The organism is Rathayibacter rathayi (assembly GCF_004011095.1).
GTDB classification, from domain to species: domain Bacteria; phylum Actinomycetota; class Actinomycetes; order Actinomycetales; family Microbacteriaceae; genus Rathayibacter; species Rathayibacter rathayi.
In genome coordinates, this window is record NZ_CP028129.1 from 1368734 (window position 1) to 1387263 (window position 18530).

Consider the following 18530-nt stretch of genomic DNA (forward strand, 5'->3'; position numbering starts at 1 on the left):
GCACGGAGGGAGGTGGTGCCCGTCACTACTGTAAGTCGCATGACCCCTCCCGATCCCCTGGCCAGGCTCGGCGTGAGTGTCGAGGGTCAGGGCGGTGAGCTGCGGGTCTGGTCCGAGAGCGCGAGCGCCGTCGACCTGTTGCTGTACGACGAGAAAGACCCGACCTGGGTGACCCGCACCGTCCCGCTGACCCGCGGCGATGCGGCCGTCTGGTCCGCCCACTCCGACCTGCTGACTCCCGGCCGCCGCTACGCGCTGCGGGTGGACGGTCCGACCGGGCCGCGGCACCGCTTCGATCCGCGCCGACCCCTGCTCGAGCCCTACTCCCGGGGTCTGCACCGGGTGGCCGAGAACAAATGGCGCTCGGTCGTCGTGGACGACGCGTTCGACTGGGGCGGCTCCTCCCGCCCCGGCACCCCGATGGAGCGCACCGTGATCTACGAGGCGCACGTCAAGGGGCTCACCCGGCTGAATCCGGCGCTCCCGGTGGAGCTGCGTGGCACCTACGCGGGTCTGGCGCACGAGTCGACGGTCTCGGCGCTGCTCGAGCTGGGCGTGAGCGCGATCGAGCTGCTCCCCGTGCACGCGTTCGTCTCGGAGCAGCGCCTGCTGCGCCAGGGCCTGACCAACTACTGGGGCTACAACACGCTGAACTTCTTCGCGCCGCATTCCGCGTACGCGTCCCCCACTGCTCAGCGCGGCGGCCCGAGCGCGGTGCTCCGCGAATTCAAGGGGATGGTGAAGCTCCTGCACGAGGCCGGCCTCGAGGTGATCCTGGACGTGGTCTACAACCACACCGCCGAGGAGGGGCCGGGCGGGCCGATGTCGAGCCTGCGCGGCATCGACGATGCCGGCTGGTACCGCCAGACGTCCGAGGGGCATTACGTGGACGTGACCGGCTGCGGCAACACGCTCGACTTCGGCCGGCCCGCGGCGCAGCGCCTGGCGCTCGACTCGATGCGCTACTGGTCGGGCGAGGTCGGCATCGACGGCTTCCGGGTCGACCTCGCCGCGACGCTCGGGCGCGACGAGATCGCGCACTTCCGGAGCGACCACCCGCTGCTGCGCGCCGCCGTCGAGGATCCAGCGCTGGCCGGCGTGAAGATGATCGCCGAGCCCTGGGACGTGGGCCTGGGTGGCTGGCAGACCGGCAACTTCCCGACGGGCTGGTCGGAGTGGAACGACCGCTACCGCGATCGCGCCCGCAACTTCTGGCTCTCGGACATCGACTACGCTCGGCGCGCGGGCACGGCGCCCGTCGGCATTGGCGGCTTTGCGAACCGGCTTTCGGGATCCTCGAACACCTTCTCGGCGGAGCGGGGGCCCCTCGCCTCGGTCAACTTCGTGACCGCACACGACGGCTTCACCCTCGCCGATCTCGTCTCGTACAACGTCAAGCACAACATCGGCAACGGTGAGTTCAACCGCGACGGAGCCGATACCAACCGCTCCTTCAACCACGGCTTCGAGGGTCCCACCACCGACGAGCGGATCACGCTCGCCCGGCGCAAGGCGATGCGGAATCTCCTCGGCACCCTGCTGCTGTCCGCCGGAGTCCCGATGATCACCGCGGGCGATGAGACCGGGCGGAGCCAGCGCGGGAACAACAACGCCTACTGCCAGGACTCGGACCTCACCTGGGTGCGCTGGGAGGGCCTGGCCGACTGGCAGCTCGCCTTGCGCGCGCACACGCGGACACTACTGCGGTTGCGCCGCGAGCACCCGGCGCTGCGGCCCTTCCGCTACAGCAGCGGCAACGAGGCCGTCCCCGGCGCGACGAACATGACATGGTTCGACGCGCACGGGCACGGGATGTCCGAGCACGACTGGACCTCGGCCGCCCATCGCACCCTGCAGTACCTCGCGGTCTCCACGCCCGTCGAGGGCGATCCTGACCGCGTGCTGCTGGTGGTGCACGGCGTCGAGCAGGACACCACCGTGGTGCTCGCCGAGGGCGAGGGCATCACCGGCTACACGCGGCTGTGGAACAGCGAGGAGCCCGAGCCACTCGAGCACGGCGAGTCGTTCCTGCCGGGGCAGGTGATCCGGGTCGCGGGCACCTCGATGCAGCTCTTTGCCGCCCACGGGGCGGCGGCGGAGCAGGACACCTGATGGCTCGGAGCGGACCGGGGACCCCGGCGACCGTCGCGCTGAGCGCCGCCGGCATCCGCTTCACTCCGCGCGAGTATCGGCACGACCCGGTGACGACGGGCTACGGGCTCGAAGCGGCGACGGCGCTGGGAGTCGAGCCGGAGCGGGTGTTCAAGACGCTCGTGGTCGATGTCGACGGGGAGTTCGTGGTCGGTGTCGTGCCCGTCACCGGCTCACTGGGCCTCAAGGAGCTCGCGGCCGCGGTCGGAGGGAAGCGGGCAGCGATGGCCGATCCCGCCCTCGCGCAACGCCGCACCGGCTACGTGCTCGGCGGCATTTCTCCGCTGGGGCAGAAGGCCCCGCATCGCACCGTGATCGACGAGACCGCCCAGCTGTACGACACGGTGCTCGTCTCGGGCGGCCAGCGCGGCTTCGACATCGAGCTCGCCCCCGCCGACCTCGTCGCCGCAACGGCTGCCCTCCTCGCCGACATCGCCCGCTAACTCCCCACCCCGTCCTCGTCCCCCCACCCCGTCCCCTCTCCCCCCGCGAGATGCCACTTGTGCGTGCGACACGCCGAGGAAAGCGCGCACAAGTGGCATCTCGCGGAGAAGCAAAAGGAGGGGGAGGGGTCAGTGGGCGGTGGCGGTGAGGCCGAGCTCGGCGGAGCGAGCGAGGAGTGGGTGCCGGGGTACCACGCGGACGGTGTAGCCGAAGGAGCCGCTGCGGTCGAGGGTGACCTCCCCGGCGTAGGTCACCCGGCCCACCGCGTCGGCGGGCACCACGGCGCCGGACTCCTCGACCACGACGAGCTCGTGGTGGCGGACCTCGGTGAGCGAGCCGTCGGCCGCGGTCGTCCCGTAGACGACCTCGACCGAGACGTCGGCCGGGGAGAGCTCGCCCAGCCGCACCCGGGCCCGCACGGCGAGGCGGTCGCCGCGCTGGGGCACCGCGTCGATCCCGCCCGACTCGACCGAGGCGACAGCGACGCCCGGCCAGTCGGCGCGCACCCGACGCTTCCACGCAGCCAGCTCCTTCGCCGGCTCAAAGTGATCGGCGGCCACCGCGCGTCCTGCCTCGGCCGCCGGCGCATAGAGGGCCTCCACATACTGGCGCACCATCCGCTCGGCCGAGAGCTCGGGCGAGAGCGTCGCCAGGGTGTGCCGGATCGAGCGCACCCAGTGCCGCGGTATTCCCTCGTGGTCGCACTCGTAGTAGCGCGGCACCACCTCGGTCTCGAGCAGCTCGTAGAGCGCATCCGCCTCGAGGCTGTCCCGGTCCTCCGGGTCAAGCGCGCGGTCGGAGGAAGGGATAGCCCAGCCGTTCTCGCCGTCGAAGTACTCGTTCCACCAGCCGTCAAGGATCGAGAGGTTGAGCGAGCCGTTCAGAGCCGCCTTCATCCCGGAGGTGCCGCAGGCCTCGAGCGGGCGCAACGGATTGTTCAACCAGACGTCCGTGCCCGGGTAGAGCAACTGGGCCATCGCGATGTCGTAGTCCGGGAGGAAGACGATCCGACGGCGCACGTCCGGCTCCTGCGCGAAGCGCACGAGGCGCTGGATCAGCCGCTTGCCCTCCTCATCGGCCGGGTGCGACTTGCCGGCGATGACGATCTGGATCGGGTGCTGCGGGTGCGTCAGCAGCGCACGCAGCCGCTCCGGGTCGTGCAGCATCAGGGTCAGCCGCTTGTAGGTCGGCACCCGCCGGGCGAATCCGATGGTCAGCACGTCCGAGTCGAGCAGCTCGTCGAGCCAGGCCGGAGGCAGGCCGCCCGGATTCTGCTCCTGCCACGAGCGGGCGGCGCGGCGGCGGGCGTCCTGGACCAGCTGCTCCCGCATCGCTCGGCGCGCCGCCCACAGCTCGGTGTCGCCGAGCGCCTCCGACGTCCAGTCGGCCCGCGTCGTGTCATCGGTGCCGAGCCGCTCCTGCGCGAGCGAGCGGAGGATCGGATCGGTCCAGCTCGCCGCGTGGACGCCGTTCGTCACCGAGCCGATCGGCACCTCCGCCGTCTCGAAGCCCGGCCAGAGGCTGGAGAACATCGAGCGGCTGACCTCGCCGTGCAGGGTCGAGACACCGTTGGCGCGCTGGGCGAGGCGCAGGCCCATGAAGGCCATGTTGAACGCGGTGCCGGAGTCGCCAGGCTCGGCCCCCAGCGCGAGCACGTCCTCGACCTGCACCCCGGGCAACAGCTCGGTCGAGAAGTACTCCTCGATCAGTGCGCGATCGAACCGATCAATGCCCGCCGGCACCGGAGTGTGCGTGGTGAAGACCGTGCTCGCCCGCACGACCTGGAGCGCCTGGTCGAAGTCCAGGCCCGCGCCGATCAGGCCGGAGATGCGCTCGAGCCCCTGGAAGCCGGCGTGCCCCTCGTTGGTGTGGAACACCTCCGGCAGGGCGCTGCCCGAGACCTCGGCCCAGAGCGCGAGCGCGCGCACGCCGCCGACGCCCAGCAGCAACTCCTGCAGCAGGCGGTGCTCGCCGCCGCCACCGTAGAGGCGGTCGGTGACCGAGCGGAGGGAGTCCTCGTTCTCGGGGATGTCGGTGTCGAGCAGTAGGAGGGTCACCCGGCCGACGTCGGCCCGCCAGACCCGCGCATACAGTGCCCGGCCCGCCGGCAGCGCGAGCACGATGCGGGCGGGCGAGCCGTCTGCGAGACGCACGACGCGCAACGGCAGTCCGTCCGGGTCGAGCGGAGGGTACGACTCCAGCTGCCAGCCGTCGGCCGAGAGCGTCTGCGAGAAGTAGCCCGAGCGGTAGAAGAGGCCGACGCCGGTGAGCGGAACGCCCAGATCCGAGGAGGCCTTGAGGTGGTCGCCGGCGAGGATGCCCAGGCCCCCCGAGTACTGCGGCAGGGCCGCAGCGATGCCGAACTCCGGCGAGAAGTAGGCGATCGCGCGCGGCGCCGACTCCGGGAGCGACTGGTACCAGCGCGGCTCGCTGCGGTAACGCTCCAATTCCTCGCGCAGGCGCCACGCCTCGTCGACGAAACCCTGGTCGCCGGCCAACTCGGCGAGGCGCTCGGGGCTGACCGCGCCCAGAAGCGCCGTCGGATCCGCTCCTCCGCGTCGCCAGAGCGCGGGGTCGACCCGGTCGAACAGGCGCCGGGTGGGCTCGTGCCAGGCCCAGCGCAGATTGCCCGCCAGATCGCCCAGAGCCGAGAGCTCGGGCGGGAGGACGGAGCGGACGATGAAGCGGCGGATCGCCTTCACGGCAGCCCTCGACTTTCTGCGGACCCCGGAGCGCCCGGTCGCGGAGCGCCGGGGCGGTCACGCTCGGTCACCCTAGCGGACCCCCGCCACCGCGGATCGGTGGGGCGCGGACCCGGGCGCGACGCTTCGCCGCGCGCTCCCCGAGTCCGGTTGCACAGGCCCGAGCACGGGCGCAACCGCCGTGTGCGAGCCGCCGCCGGTCGGTACTGTCGTGACGTGGCTCAGATACCTTTCGGCAAGGCTCAGAACGGCAAGGACGCACGGCGAGCAGGCCGCGGAGGCGCACCCCAGGCGGCGTCAGCGCCCCCCGAAACGGCCGCTCCGGCGCCGGCTGACGCCCCGGAGGCGACTCCTGCTCCCCCCGCGGCCGATAGCGCTCCGGCCGCTCCTGTGACCGCTGGCACACCCGAAGCGTCGCCGGCCCCCGCGACGACCGAGAGCGGCTACCGCGTCCGCGCCGAGCGCCTGCCGATCCTCGACCCGCAGCCCCGGCTCGAGGACGACCGCTGGCCCGCGAAGGCGTTTGCGGGCGAGGTCGTCCCCTTCGCCGCGACGGCGTTCCGCGAGGGACACGACCTTATCGGCGTCGATCTCCTGCTGAGCTCGCCGTCCGGCGCCGACTCGGAGCACCGCATGTCGCTTCTCGCGACCGGCACCGACCGCTACGGCCGCCTCGTGGCCCTCGACGAGGCGGGCGACTGGAGCTACCGCATCCGCGCCTTCGCCGACGACTGGGCGACCTGGCTGCACACCGCCGAGGTCAAGATCCCGGCCGGCCTGGACATCGACGTCACCTTCGCCATCGGCGAGGGCCTGCTGCGCAAAGGCGCCGGCGACGCCTCGAGGCCCGAGGGCGAGCGCAGCCTGCTCTCCGACACCGCCTCCCGCGTCGGCGACGCCTCGCTCGACGCCGAGGAGCGACTCGCCGCGGCGACCGATCCCGCCGTCCACGGCGCGCTCAACGCCCGCCCGGTGATGAGCCTCACCAGCGTCTCGGAGCCGCGCACAGTCCACGTCGAGCGCATCCGAGCGGGCGTCGGCGCGTGGTACGAGTTCTTCCCCCGCTCCGAGGGCGCCGTCCGCCACGGCGACGGCACCGTCACCAGCGGATCCTTCCGTACCGCGATCGAGCGTATTCCCGCCGTCGCGGCGATGGGCTTCGACGTGCTCTACCTGCCGCCGATCCATCCGATCGGCCGCTCCTTCCGCAAGGGGCCGAACAACACCCTCGACGCCGGCCAGAACGACCCCGGTTCGCCGTGGGCGATCGGCTCGGCCGAGGGCGGCCACGACGCCATCCACCCGGACCTCGGCACGGAGGAGGACTTCCGCGCCTTCCACGCCGCGGTCACCGACGCCGGCCTCGAACTCGCCCTCGACTTCGCGCTGCAGGCCTCGCCGGACCACCCCTGGGTCACCAGCCACCCGGAGTGGTTCACGACGCTCCCCGACGGCTCTATTGCCTACGCCGAGAACCCGCCCAAGAAGTACCAGGACATCTACCCGATCAACTTCGACAACGACCCCGAGGGCATCCGCCAGGAGGCACTGCGGATCCTGCGGCACTGGATCGACCTGGGCGTGCGGATCTTCCGCGTCGACAATCCGCACACGAAGCCGCTCGACTTCTGGGAGTGGATCATCCACGAGGTCAACGCCGAGCACCCCGAGGTCGTCTTCCTCGCGGAGGCGTTTACCCGGCCCGCGATCATGCGCGCGCTCGGAAAAGTCGGCTTCCAGCAGTCCTACTCCTACTTCACCTGGCGCAACACTAAGGAGGAGCTCAGCGAGTTCTTTACGAGCATCTCGCACGAGACGGCCGACTACATGCGGCCGAACCTGTTCGTGAACACTCCGGACATCCTCACCGAGTATCTCCAGTACGGCGGGCGATCGGCCTACAAGGCGCGGGCCGCGCTGGCCGCGACCGCGTCGCCGCTGTGGGGCGTCTACGCCGGCTACGAACTGGTCGAGAACGTCGCTCGCGCGGGCGCCGAAGAGAACATCGACAACGAGAAGTACGAGTACAAGACCCGCGACTGGACCGAGGCTGAGGAGTCGGGCCGCTCGCTCGCGCCGTACCTCACACGCCTGAACGAGATCCGCCGGGCGCATCCCGCGCTGGGACAGCTGCGCAACCTGCATGTGCACGGCAGCGACGACGACGCGATCCTGGTCTACTCCAAGCACCTGCACGCGGCGTTCACGGGTACCGGAGCCGACGACACGATCATCGTCGTCGTCAACACCGACCCACACTCGGCCCGCGAGAGCACAATTCACCTCGACCTGCCCACGATCGGGCTCGACTGGGGCGCGAGCTTCGAGGTCGAGGACCTGATCACCGGCGCTGTCTGGACCTGGGGCAGCGACGACTACGTGCGGCTCGACTCCTTCGTCGAGCCCGTGCACATCCTGAGCGTGAAGGCGGACGGACGATGAGCGGAACCATTCCCGGGGGCACGAGCCCGGCCGAGGAAGCGGGCCTGGGAGCGCGCGCCGACACGGTCCCCACCACGGGCACTAGCTCGGCAACCACCTCCGGGCACGGCGCGCACGCCGCCGACACGGTCCCCGACGTTCCCGAGCGCCCCGGAGCCGACGGTGAGAACGCGCGCCACTACGCGGTCGAGACGGTTCCGGAGGCACCGCAGCGGGTTGGCGGGTGGACGGCCAACGGCGCCGGCTCCTCCCCCTCGGACGACACCGTCGCGGCCGACACCGTCGCGGCCGACACGATCGCGGCCGACACCGCCGCGCCCGCCACACCCGCCCCGCCCGCCTCCGGCCCGATCGACGGCACCGCCGCGATCTTGCTCCCCGACATCCCCGCGTGGGTCCTCCAGCAGCTCGCCACCGGCAGCAATGCGCTCCCGCATGACGTCCTCGGGCAGCACCTCGTCTCGGCCCCCGGCGTTGCCGACCCGGTGACCGTCGTGCGCGTGCGCCGTCCGCTCGCCGAGAAGGTCGCCGTGGTGCTCGACACCGGTGCCCGCGTCGAGCTCAGCCACCTCAGCGACGGCATCTGGCAGGGCTTCCACGTCCTCGGCCCGCAGGCGTACACCGTCCACGCCCGCTACGGCGGGGGCGGCGAGTGGACGGCCGAGGACCCCTACCGCTTCTCGAAGACGGTGGGCGACGTCGACCTGTACCTGATCGGCGAGGGGCGTCACGAGCGGCTCTGGGAGGCGCTCGGCGCCCACCACCGCGAGCACGAGGGCGTCTGGGGCACCAGCTTCGCCGTCTGGGCGCCGCACGCGCAGGCCGCGCGTGTTATCGGTGACTTCAACGACTGGAGCGGCGAGGGCCACTCCCTCCGCAATCTCGGTACGACCGGCGTGTGGGAGATCTTCGTGCCCGGCATTGAGCCCGGCGCCTCCTATAAGTTCGACCTGCTCTCGCGCGAGGGCCACTGGGTCCGCAAGGCGGACCCGATGGCCCGCGCCACCGAGGTACCGCCCGCGACCGCTTCGAAGGTGCCCGTCTCGCACCACCAGTGGGGCGACTCCGGCTGGATCGCGAAGCGGGCCTCGGTCGACCCGCACAGGCAGCCGCTCAGCGTCTACGAGATGCACCTCGGCTCGTGGCGGCCCGGCCTCGGCTACCGCGACCTCGCGGATCCGCTGATCGAGTACGTCACGGAGCTCGGCTTCACGCACGTCGAGTTCATGCCGCTCGCCGAGCACCCGTTCGGCGGATCCTGGGGCTACCAGGTCACTGGCTACTACGCAGCCTCGAGCCGATTCGGCACGGCCGACGACCTCAAGTACCTGATCGACCGCCTGCACCGAGCGGGCATCGGCGTCATCCTGGACTGGGTTCCCGGCCACTTCCCCAAGGACGACTTCGCCCTCGCCCGCTTCGACGGTGAGCCGCTCTACGAGCACCCGGACTGGCGGCGCGGCGAGCAGATGGACTGGGGAACCTACGTCTTCGACTTCGGGCACGCCCAGGTACGCAACTTCCTCGTCGCGAACGCGCTGTTCTGGCTCGAGGAGTTCCATGTGGACGCCCTGCGTGTGGACGCCGTCGCCTCGATGCTCTACCTCGACTACTCCCGCAAGGAGGGTGAGTGGCTGCCGAACCAGTACGGCGGACGCGAGCACCTCGAGGCGATCAGCTTCCTCCAGGAGGTCAATGCCACGGCCTACCGGCTGCATCCCGGCATCATGATGATCGCCGAGGAGTCGACCAGCTGGCCCGGCGTCACGCAGCCCACCAGCTCCGGCGGACTCGGCTTCGGGCTCAAGTGGAACATGGGCTGGATGCACGACTCGCTCGACTACATGGCGAACGACCCGCTCTGGCGCCAGTATCACCTCGGCGAGATCACCTTTTCCTTCGTCTACGCCTTCAGCGAGAAGTTCGTCCTGCCGATCAGCCACGATGAGGTCGTACACGGCAAGGGCTCGCTGATCCAGAAAATGCCCGGCGACCACTGGCAGCAGCTCGCCAACGTGCGCGCCTACCTCGCCTTCATGTGGGCGCACCCCGGCAAGCAGCTCCTGTTCATGGGCCAGGAGTTCGGCCAGTACTCCGAGTGGAGCGAGGAGCGCGGCCTGGACTGGTGGATCCTCGACCAGCCAAGCCACCGCGGCCTGTGGAGCCTCGTCGGCCAGTTGAACCGCGTGTACCGCGACTCGCCGTCGTTCTGGGAGCTCGACCACGAGCAGTCGGGATTCGAGTGGATCGACGGCGGCGCGGCAGCACCGAATGTCGTCTCGTTCCTGCGGAAGGACAGTGAGGGTCGTCCGATCGCCGTCATCGCGAACTTCTCCGGGTCTCCTGTGCACGGCTATCGCGTGAGTCTGCCCACGGCCGGCCGCTGGGAAGAGCTCGTCAACACGGACGCGGAGATCTACGGCGGCAGTGGAGTCGGCAACTTCGGCGCAGTCGAGGCGCGCAACCAGCCGTGGGCGGGTCGACCCGCCTCCGCCGAGCTGGTGCTCCCCCCGCTCGCCGTGCTCTACCTGCGCCCCGCCGACTGAGCAGATCCCGCACGAGAGAGGCCGCACGCCGTGACGATCGTCACGAGCGGGCGGCCTCTCGATGTCGCGGCCTCTCGACGTTCTGGCCGTCCCTGGTGGACCGGGCTCAGTAGAGCAGGGCGGTGAGGCGTGCGCGGGCCTTGTTCACACGGGGGTCGGTCTGCCCGACGATCTCGAACAGCTCCAGCAGGCGCGCCCGAACGGCGCCCTTTCCGTCGGCGTCCAGGCGAGGGAACATCGAGAGCAGCCGGTCGAAGGCGTCCTCGATATGACCGCCGGAGACGTCCAGGTCGGCCACCGCGAGCTGCGCGTCGAGGTTCGAGGGCTCGGCCGCAGCCGTCGAGCGGATGTCGTCGAGCGTGTGGCCCTGCAGGCGCGCCAGGAGCCGCACCTGGGCGAGACCGGCGACGGCGAGGTCGTCGCGCGGGTTCTGCGCGATTGCGGTCTCGTACTCGGTGATCGCCGTGGCGTAGTCGCCCCGGTCGATCGCGTCGTACGCCTCCTGGTGGTGCGGCGGCAGCGGCTCCGGCTCGGGCTCGGCACCCTCGGCGGGGGCGGCGCCTTCGACCGGAACCGTGCCCGTCACGCCGTTCTGCGCCGCGAGCTGGAGCACCTGCTCCAGCAGATCGCGCAACTGCTCCTCGGCGACGAGGCCGCTGAACAGGGGCACCGGCCGCCCGCCGATGATCGCGGCCACCGTCGGCACGGACTGAGCCTGGAACGCCTGCGCCAGCTGCGGGTTCGACTCCACGTCGACCCCGACCAGCACCAACGCACCGGCGTACGAGACGATCACTTTTTCGAGCACCGCGGTCATGCTCTGGCTCTGATCCGACCAGGAACCGCGCAGGTCCACGATCACCGGGACCCGCGACGAGAGTTGGACCACCTGGTCGAACTCGGCGTCACCGGCGGTCAGCAGCAGCGGATTCGCGCCGGGCGCGCCTCCGGGAGCAGCGGCCGGGGCGGCTGCAGCGGCGGGCGGGGTCCGACGGTTCACCAGCGACGAGAGGTCGACGGCGCCGCGGAGGTTTCCGGGCAGGGGCGGGACGGTACTCACGGCAGCTGCACCACCGAGACGAGTCCCTGGCTCCATCCGAGCATCACGATCTTCTCCTCCGATCCGACAGACGGTACATAGAACAGCAATTGGTAGCCGTAGGTGGTCTTGATGCCGGTCGTCGACTTGTCCGTGCCCAGCAGGGTTTGCGAGGCGCCGGAGGTCGAGACGGTCGAGCCCTCGGCCGTGGGGCGGACGGTCGACGACTCGGCGATGCTCGCCGCGACCAGGGCTCCCGAATTGTTCGTCGCGAGCGCGATCGTCGGCGAGGTTCCCGCCGCGTTCGAGAACTCGATCGAGGCGGTGTCGGGCAGCGCCTGGCGATCGGCATTCTTCTTATCAATGCCGACCTGCCCACGTAGCGTGTCGCCGTCGGCCACGAACAGCCCGGCGTACTGGCTCGCATCGCCGTTGGCGAGCACGTCCGCATACGCGGAGCCGACTGTCTGCGGCGCGAGCTTCATCAGCCGCGAGTCCGGAGCGACGATCGAGGTTCCGACGGTCACCGGGGCGACGTCCGGGATTCGGGCGTTGGCCTCGAGCGAGATCGCGTAGTTGACCTTGTAGTCCACTCGCGGGCTGGCCTGGCTCAGCATCAGAGCGATCGGCGCCTGGGTGCTGTCGGCCGAGTTCTGCACGACGGCCGTCACCAGACGCGGCCACGTTTCCGTGTCCTGCGGGAGCACGAGGCTCACCGGCGAGGCCGGGATGCTCTGCGGCGGGGCGATCGTGCCGCCCTTGGCGGTGACCTCGTAGTTCGTGGTGCGCTCGGTCAGCGCCTCGCCTTGGAAGCGCTCGGCGAGAATCGACGCGTCGCGCGCCTCATCCGCTCGGGACGCGACACCGGCGACCGCGGCGACGATCGCCTCAGCCTGCTGCGTCGTGACGACCGGGGTCGGCTCGGCCGCGACCGGCTCTGCACCGGCGGTGGGCGTGGCCGTCGCGATCGGCACCTCGCTCGGACCGGCCGCGAGATCGGGCCAGTAGTCGGAGCTGCAGCCCGAGAGCAGAACAGTGGTCCCGAGCACCATCGGCAGCACGAGCGCGGCCCGCCGGCGCGTCGGTGTCGCGACCGACGCCTGGATACCGGCGCGGGGTCGAGGCCGGCGAGCGCCACGGGGGATCCGCCCCTGTGGACCCTTCCGCCGCGGGCCGTGCTGGCGGCGCAGGTGCACGAACGCCCAGATATAGAGGATGAGGCCGAGCAGGAGGAAGACGGCGCCGCCGAGCAGCAGCGGACCGGCGAGCGGAGTCGCAGTGTCCACCGGCCAGGTGACTCGCACGGAGTCGGCGGCGGGCGCTGTGCCATCGGTCGCGACGAGGATGGAGACGTCCTCGGGCACGTCGAGCGCCAGGGTGACGCTGCCGTTGCCCTCGAACTGCTCCAGCCAGAGGTCCGAGCCGCGCGGGTCGACGACGGCGGCATCGGCGGTCTCGACATCGGAGGACAGCCGAACGCGCCGACCTGTCTCCTGCGCGGCCGTGAGGGTGTCGCCGACGCGCTCGTAGCCGACCGCGTCGTAGCTGGATCGGCCCACCCAGCCGAGCACGTCAGAGGTGGGGGCGTAGGCGACGACGAGGTCGCCGCTCCCCTCGACCGTGATGGTCTGCCGTCCCGGATTCGCGCCAAGGGTGCTCCCGTCGATTACCGCGTAGGGCGCGGAGGAATCGAGAGCGGTCTGGGCGGTGATCGACTCCGGAGGAGCCCAGACCGTCCGCTGACCGATGCCGAGCACGATCATCGCGGCAGCGATGACGGTGGCGATGATGGCGAAGACGAACCGCACGAAAGAACTCCTCCTGCGTTGCCGGATCGGGGTGACGGCCGGGGCCGGCTCGGGTGACGCAGCCGGACCGGGACGCGACGGCAACAGACAAAGACAGTCCACAATAGCCGATGCCCTCGGCCCGATACCCGACAGAAGCCGAGAGTGCGGCCCGAGCGGCGCGCGGTGCGGGTGTCGCCCCGACCGGAGCCGTCGCGCTGAATACACTTTCCGAGTGCCGCGAGCCCCCCGCGGTCCTGTCTGTGAAGGAGACGACGTGGCGAACGACGAGGCCGAATTCACCCAGGTGTTCCGTGGCTACGACCGGGACGAGGTCGACAAGGCCATCCAGGGCCTGCGCCGCGAGCTCATCCACTCGAACACCCAGGCGGCCGAGAGCGGCCGAGAGGTGAAGCGCCTCTCCTCGCGGATCGAGGGCCTTGAGAAGGAGCTTCAGCAGGTCGGTGCTCCCACCTACGCGGGTCTGGGCGCCAAGCTCGAGCACACCCTGCGGGTCGCCGAGGAGCAGTCCGAGCGGATCATCGCGCAGGCCGAGAACGACGCCTCCGCCCTCCGCCGTTCCACTCGTGACGAGGGCGACCGCCTGCTCCAGGAGGCCCGCGACGAGGCCGAGCGTCTCGTGACCCAGGCCCGCCGCCGGGCGGATCGCACCCGCGACGAGTCCGAGGCGCAGGCCGCCGCGACCCTCGGCAAGGCCGCCGACGACCGCGACGTGATGACCCAGGACGCCGTCCGCGAGGCCGCCGCGATCCGCGGTACCGTCGCGACCGAGGCCGCCGAGACCCGTGCCACCGCCAAGCGAGAGGCCGCCGCGATCCGCTCCGAGGCCGAGCGCGAGGCCGCGGAGATGCGGGCTGTCGCCGCCCGCGAGATCGAGGTCGCGCGCGCCGAGGCCGCCCGACTCACCCAGGCGAACGAGCTGCTGCGGGCCGAGGCCGCCTCCGAGGTCGATCGGCTCCGTGCGGACGTCGGGGCCGAGGTCGCGCAGGCGCGCGCAGCGGTCGAGGCCGAGCTACTCTCGACTCGCGCCGCACTCGACGCCGAGGTCGCCGGGATTCGCGCCGAGGGTGCCAGGGAGATCGCGGACCAACGCGCCCGTCTGGCGCAGGAGCGCGCTGAGGCTGTCGCCGTACTCGACGCCGAGCTGGCCGGCCTGCGCGCCGCCTCAGCCGACGAGACCGCTGCGCTCTCGCGCGAGGTCGAGCAGGCCCGCATCGACCTGGTGGTCGAGCTGGCCGCGCGCCGCGAGGAGGCCGACCGCGACGACCTGCTCCGCCATCAGGAGGCCGTGGCGCAGACGCAGCGCTATCTCGACGAGTCGAACCTGCAGCTCGCCGACGCGATCCGCCGAGCGAACGACAAGCGCCTCGAGGCCGATGCCCTCCGCAGCGACGCCCTCGACGAGACGACTCGTCTGCGCCGGACGGCTCAGGACGACTCCGATGCACTGCTCGATGACGCGCGGGACCGGGCGCAGACGCTCATCGCAGACGCGGAGCGCCGCAGCCGCGAACTGATGGCTACGGCCGAGCGCCGCCTCGACGAGATCCGGACCGAGCGCGACGCGATCGCCGGGTACGTCTCGGGTCTGCGCGGCCTGATCGGGCACATCGGCGATCTGGCCGATGACGGCGACTCCGGCAGCGAACCGGATGACGACGCCGACAGCGGCGCACACGGCGACTCCGACAGCCGCCCGGAGGAGGACACCGACGCGGACACCGAGCGCGGCCGCTCCTCCTCCGACCGCTGATCGGTCGCCACGCGGGCGGGCTCAGCCGAGTTCGCCCGCCCACTCCGTCGGCAGCGGACCGGAGGCCGGGGCCACGACGCGCACGATCTCCTCGAGCACCCGGCGCGTCTGCGCCTCGCCGACCCAGAGGTGCTTGCCGCCCGTCACCGCGACGAGATCCAGCTGCGGCACGCTCGCGAAGCGCTCGGCAGCCGCCTCCGGCCGTAGGTAATCGTCGAACTCCGGAATCAGCGCGACGAGCGGGCGGCCGTCCTCTCCCCAGGCAGCGACTTCCTCCGCACTCGTGCGGTGCAGCGGCGGCGAGAGCAGGATCGCGCCCTCGACCGGATGTTCCCTGCCCCACTTCAGCGCCAGCTCCGTGCCGAACGACCAGCCGACCAGCCAGGGGCGAGGCAGGGCGCGCTCCGCGACGAAGGCCATTGCCGCGGCGATGTCGGCGCGCTCCTCGGTACCGTGTCCGAACGCGCCCTCGCTCGTGCCGCGTGCCGATGCAGTGCCACGCGTGTTGAAACGCAGAACCGCCAAATCGGCGAGAGCGGGCAGCCGGGCGGCGGCCTTGCGCAGGACGTGCGAGTCCATGAAGCCGCCGTGAGTCGGCAGCGGATGCAGCGTCACCAGTGTCGCGACCGGCTCGCGCTCCAGCGGCAGCGCGAGTTCGCCCACCAGCGTCAGCCCGTCGGCAGTGCGCAGCTCGACGTCCTCGCGGCGGGCGGGGAGGACGATGCCTCCGCGGATCTCGTGGGTCATCGTGCTCCTCGGACTCTCCAGCAGTGCGTGTGCCAGTGGCGGCGGCCGGCCAGATCGGCGGCGTCACCGAGAGCGCCGTCGGCGCGCCAGGTGACCAGGTGGGCGTGGCCGATGTCGATCATCAGACCGCAGCCCGGGCAGAGGTAGTTCTTCACCGCGCGGGCCGCCGAGACGGGTTGCACATTCCACTCCCGGCCGGCGTGCGACTCGGTGCGCCGGAATCCGGCGAGCATCCGCGAGAGGTCACGCGACTCGTCGTCATCACGACGGCTGCCCCGGGGTCGATTGCTGCGCGGCATCCGCCCAGTCTAGAAGCCGCTCGACGAGGCCGCCGTCCTCGGCTCGCCATCAGTGCGAGCTATCGTCCATCTCCAGGCGGGTCTCCTCGGCGTCGAGCATCAGCTGGGCGCGTCGCAGGGTCCTGGAGGAGTAGACGCCGCGGCCCCGCGCCTCCAGCAATGCCTCGCGCTCGGCCAGCAGCACCGCGCGGCGCAGCCGAAGGTACTGCGCATGCGGTCCCGGAGGCGCATCCTCCGCCCGCCCCACCTGCTCCCATGCCACCTGCGAGCGGGTCAGGGTGTCCCGGCGCACCCGCTCGACGACGCGCTCGCCCACCTCGCCGTCGGAGAGCTCGGCCACCGCCTCCGGCAGCGCCTGAATACCCGTGGCCGCGACCTCGTCCAGGAGCGTCGCCAGCTCGCGGCGGTCGGCCTCGCCGTCGGAGCCCTGGATGCCGGTCAGGCGGATCAGGGCCGGCAGCGTTGCGCCCTGGAGTAGCAGAGTCACCACGGCGACGGTGAAGGCGATCAGGATCAGCTGGGAGCGATACGGCGTCTCCCCCGGGAGCGATTGAGCCGCCGCGAGCGTGACCACGCCGCGCATCCCGGACCAGGAGAGGATGACTCCGCCCCGCCAGCCGAACGCCTCGCTCGTGGTCGCGGCTAGGTCGGTTTCGCGCCGCTGGTACAGTCGCTCCGCCCGGACCTGCCGGCGCCGGAAGCGCTCGTCGCTGGTGGCGCTGTTGCGCAGCCGCATCACTCCGACAGCCAGCCGCCGATTAATCCGCTCTGCGCGACGCCCGGAGCTGCGCAGCCACAGCAGCAGCGGCCAGACGAAGAGCGTGCGCAGCACGATCAGGATGACCACCGTCGCCAGTCCCAGCAGCACCGCCGTGCCCACCCCGAACTCCCCCGGATCGGCGACCCCGCTGATGATCGCCTTGATCTCGGCGCCCATCAGCAGGAAAACGCCGTTCTCGAGCAGGAACTGCGCCGTCCGCCAGTTCACCCGCTCGCTGATCCGCGACTGCGGCGAGAGGAAACGCGCGCTGTTGTGCCCCGTGTAGATCCCGGTGACCACGACGGCGAGCACACCGGATGCGCCCAACTCCTCCGCTGGGATGTAGGCGAGGAACGGCACGGCGAACGAGACGGCCGTGTCGAGCACAGGATCGCGCAGCGTCGAGCGAACGAAGACGGTGATGGCCCCCACTACCAGGCCCAGGGCGATCGCCATCAGGACGGAGTAGACGAAGAGGACGCTCACCTCGCCCACGTCGATCGCGTCGGTGGTGGCGGAGGCGCCGACCACCGCCGCAGCGGCCGTTGCCGCCCGCAGCAGCACGAGCGCCGAGGCGTCGTTGACCAGGCTCTCGCCCTCGAGCACCGTGACCAGCCGCGGCGGCAGACCGAGCTTCTTGCCGATCGAGGTCGCCGCAACCGCGTCCGTTGGACTCACGACAGCGCCGAGAGCGATCGCCGCTGGCAGGCTCAGATCGGGGAAGACCAGGTACAGGAAACCGCCGACGACCAGTGCCGTCACCACGACCAGCAGCACCGAGAGGCCGAAGATCGAGCGCAGGTTCCGCCGGAAATCGGTGAGCGGCACCTGGATCGCCGCCGAGTACAGCAGCGGAGGCAGGACCCCGGCGAGGATCAGCTCCGGCTCGACCTCAATATCCGGGACGCCGGGGAGATAGGACGCGCCGATGCCGATGACGACGAGCAGCAGCGGCGCCGCGATGCCGAGGCGGCTCGAGAAGCGCGCGACCGTGACCACGGTGATGATCCCGACGATCCCGAGCAGCGCGTCATCCACGGCTCCAGGGTAGCGAGACCCTCAGCCGCGTCGGTTCAGTACCAGCCCAGCGACTGCGAGTGGCCCCAGGCGCCGCACGGTGATCCGTAGCGGCCCGAGATGTAGCCGAGGCCCCAGGTAATCTGCGTGCTCGCGTTCGATGCCCAGTCCGACCCCACCGTGGCCATCTTGCTCCCCGGCAGTGCCTGAGGGATGCCGTAGGCACCGCTGGACTTGTTCTCGGCGTACACGTTCCAGCCGGACTCGCGGTTCCACAGCAGGACGAGGCAGTCGTACTCGCTGTCGGCCCAGCCCCGCTGCACGATCATGTCGTACGCGATGGCCTTGGCCGAGCCCGGGTCTGGAGCCGCGGCACGCGCGACGGGGACTGCGGCCGGGGCGGAGGAACTCGACTCCTCCTGCTCGGCAGCGGCCGGGGCGGGCTGCACCGCGGCGGGGGTCGGCTCCGGGCTCGGGATGGGCTTGGGCTTTGCCTCGGCGCCGAAGGAGTCGCGCTGCACGGTGCGCGCGGCGGCGTCGGCCACGACAAGTCGCTGCGCCACATCGCCGTTAAAACGCGCCGGTGCCTGATAGTAGGGGGAGGCGACCGCACCGCTGGACGGGTCGACGACGTTCACCATGACGAACGCGATCGAGGCCGTGAAGGCCAGAACCGCCAGCGGGACCCGAGTCCAGGAGCGCCGCACCGGGGTCTGGCGCGGAACCGCCGGGCGACCGCTGCTGCGGTACGCGGGCGGGCGGGCGACGGAAGTCTGAGGATGCTGAGCCACGATGACGAAAGCATAACGGACGACGTCGTGA

The 18530-nt window shown here is 71.1% G+C and carries 12 protein-coding genes; 5 read left to right on the forward strand and 7 right to left on the reverse strand.

Annotation, left to right across the window (positions count from 1 at the left end; translation table 11 throughout):
• The first annotated feature begins 39 nt into the window (after positions 1-39).
• Both glgX and ybaK read left to right on the forward strand, forming a co-directional pair.
• Positions 40-2112, forward strand: a complete 2073-nt coding sequence (glgX, locus tag C1O28_RS06715) for a glycogen debranching protein GlgX (protein ID WP_097165836.1) — start codon at positions 40-42, stop codon at positions 2110-2112.
• Entirely contained in the window at positions 2112-2594 is a 483-nt protein-coding gene (gene ybaK, locus C1O28_RS06720) for a Cys-tRNA(Pro) deacylase (RefSeq protein ID WP_097165835.1), read from the forward strand. The genes glgX and ybaK overlap by 1 nt, the downstream gene beginning before the upstream one ends.
• 129 nt (positions 2595-2723) lie before the next feature.
• Here ybaK and glgP read toward each other — a convergent pair whose 3' ends face one another.
• Complete coding sequence (gene glgP / locus C1O28_RS06725; RefSeq protein ID WP_097165834.1) at positions 2724-5297, reverse strand: alpha-glucan family phosphorylase; 2574 nt, start codon at positions 5295-5297, stop codon at positions 2724-2726.
• Between the two features lie 390 nt (positions 5298-5687).
• Here glgP and C1O28_RS06730 point away from each other — a divergent pair, with 390 nt between their 5' ends.
• Entirely contained in the window at positions 5688-7739 is a 2052-nt protein-coding gene (locus C1O28_RS06730) for an alpha-1,4-glucan--maltose-1-phosphate maltosyltransferase (protein WP_421668936.1), read from the forward strand.
• Entirely contained in the window at positions 7736-10285 is a 2550-nt protein-coding gene (gene glgB / locus C1O28_RS06735; protein ID WP_097165833.1) for a 1,4-alpha-glucan branching protein GlgB, read from the forward strand. The genes C1O28_RS06730 and glgB overlap by 4 nt, the downstream gene beginning before the upstream one ends.
• A gap of 106 nt (positions 10286-10391) precedes the next feature.
• On the opposite strand, the gene C1O28_RS06740 is transcribed toward glgB, so the two are convergent.
• Positions 10392-11345, reverse strand: a complete 954-nt coding sequence (locus C1O28_RS06740; RefSeq protein ID WP_097165832.1) for a tetratricopeptide repeat protein — start codon at positions 11343-11345, stop codon at positions 10392-10394.
• On the reverse strand, positions 11342-13132 hold the full coding sequence (locus C1O28_RS06745) for a DUF8094 domain-containing protein (protein WP_097165831.1): 1791 nt from the start codon (positions 13130-13132) through the stop codon (positions 11342-11344). Before C1O28_RS06745 ends, C1O28_RS06740 begins: the two co-directional genes overlap by 4 nt.
• A 256-nt stretch (positions 13133-13388) precedes the next feature.
• Here C1O28_RS06745 and C1O28_RS06750 point away from each other — a divergent pair, with 256 nt between their 5' ends.
• Complete coding sequence (locus C1O28_RS06750) at positions 13389-14885, forward strand: DivIVA domain-containing protein (RefSeq protein WP_207759880.1); 1497 nt, start codon at positions 13389-13391, stop codon at positions 14883-14885.
• 21 nt (positions 14886-14906) lie between these two features.
• Here the strand turns inward: C1O28_RS06750 and C1O28_RS06755 are convergent, their stop codons facing one another.
• From C1O28_RS06755 to C1O28_RS06770, 4 genes are read right to left on the reverse strand one after another with little or no spacing between them, the layout of a single operon-like run.
• Positions 14907-15632 carry an alpha/beta hydrolase gene (locus C1O28_RS06755; RefSeq protein ID WP_097165830.1) on the reverse strand — a complete coding sequence of 242 codons (726 nt, stop codon included), beginning with the start codon at positions 15630-15632 and terminating at the stop codon, positions 14907-14909.
• Positions 15629-15931 (reverse strand): hypothetical protein, encoded by a 303-nt coding sequence (locus C1O28_RS06760; RefSeq protein ID WP_097165829.1) that lies wholly within the window; start codon positions 15929-15931, stop codon positions 15629-15631. The genes C1O28_RS06755 and C1O28_RS06760 overlap by 4 nt, the downstream gene beginning before the upstream one ends.
• Positions 15932-15980: 49 nt before the next feature.
• A complete protein-coding gene (locus tag C1O28_RS06765; RefSeq protein ID WP_097165828.1) occupies positions 15981-17729 on the reverse strand; it encodes a cation:proton antiporter in 1749 nt (582 codons plus the stop codon).
• Positions 17730-17764: 35 nt separating this feature from the next.
• Positions 17765-18499 carry an aggregation-promoting factor C-terminal-like domain-containing protein gene (locus C1O28_RS06770; protein ID WP_243392023.1) on the reverse strand — a complete coding sequence of 245 codons (735 nt, stop codon included), beginning with the start codon at positions 18497-18499 and terminating at the stop codon, positions 17765-17767.
• Positions 18500-18530: the final 31 nt, after the last annotated feature.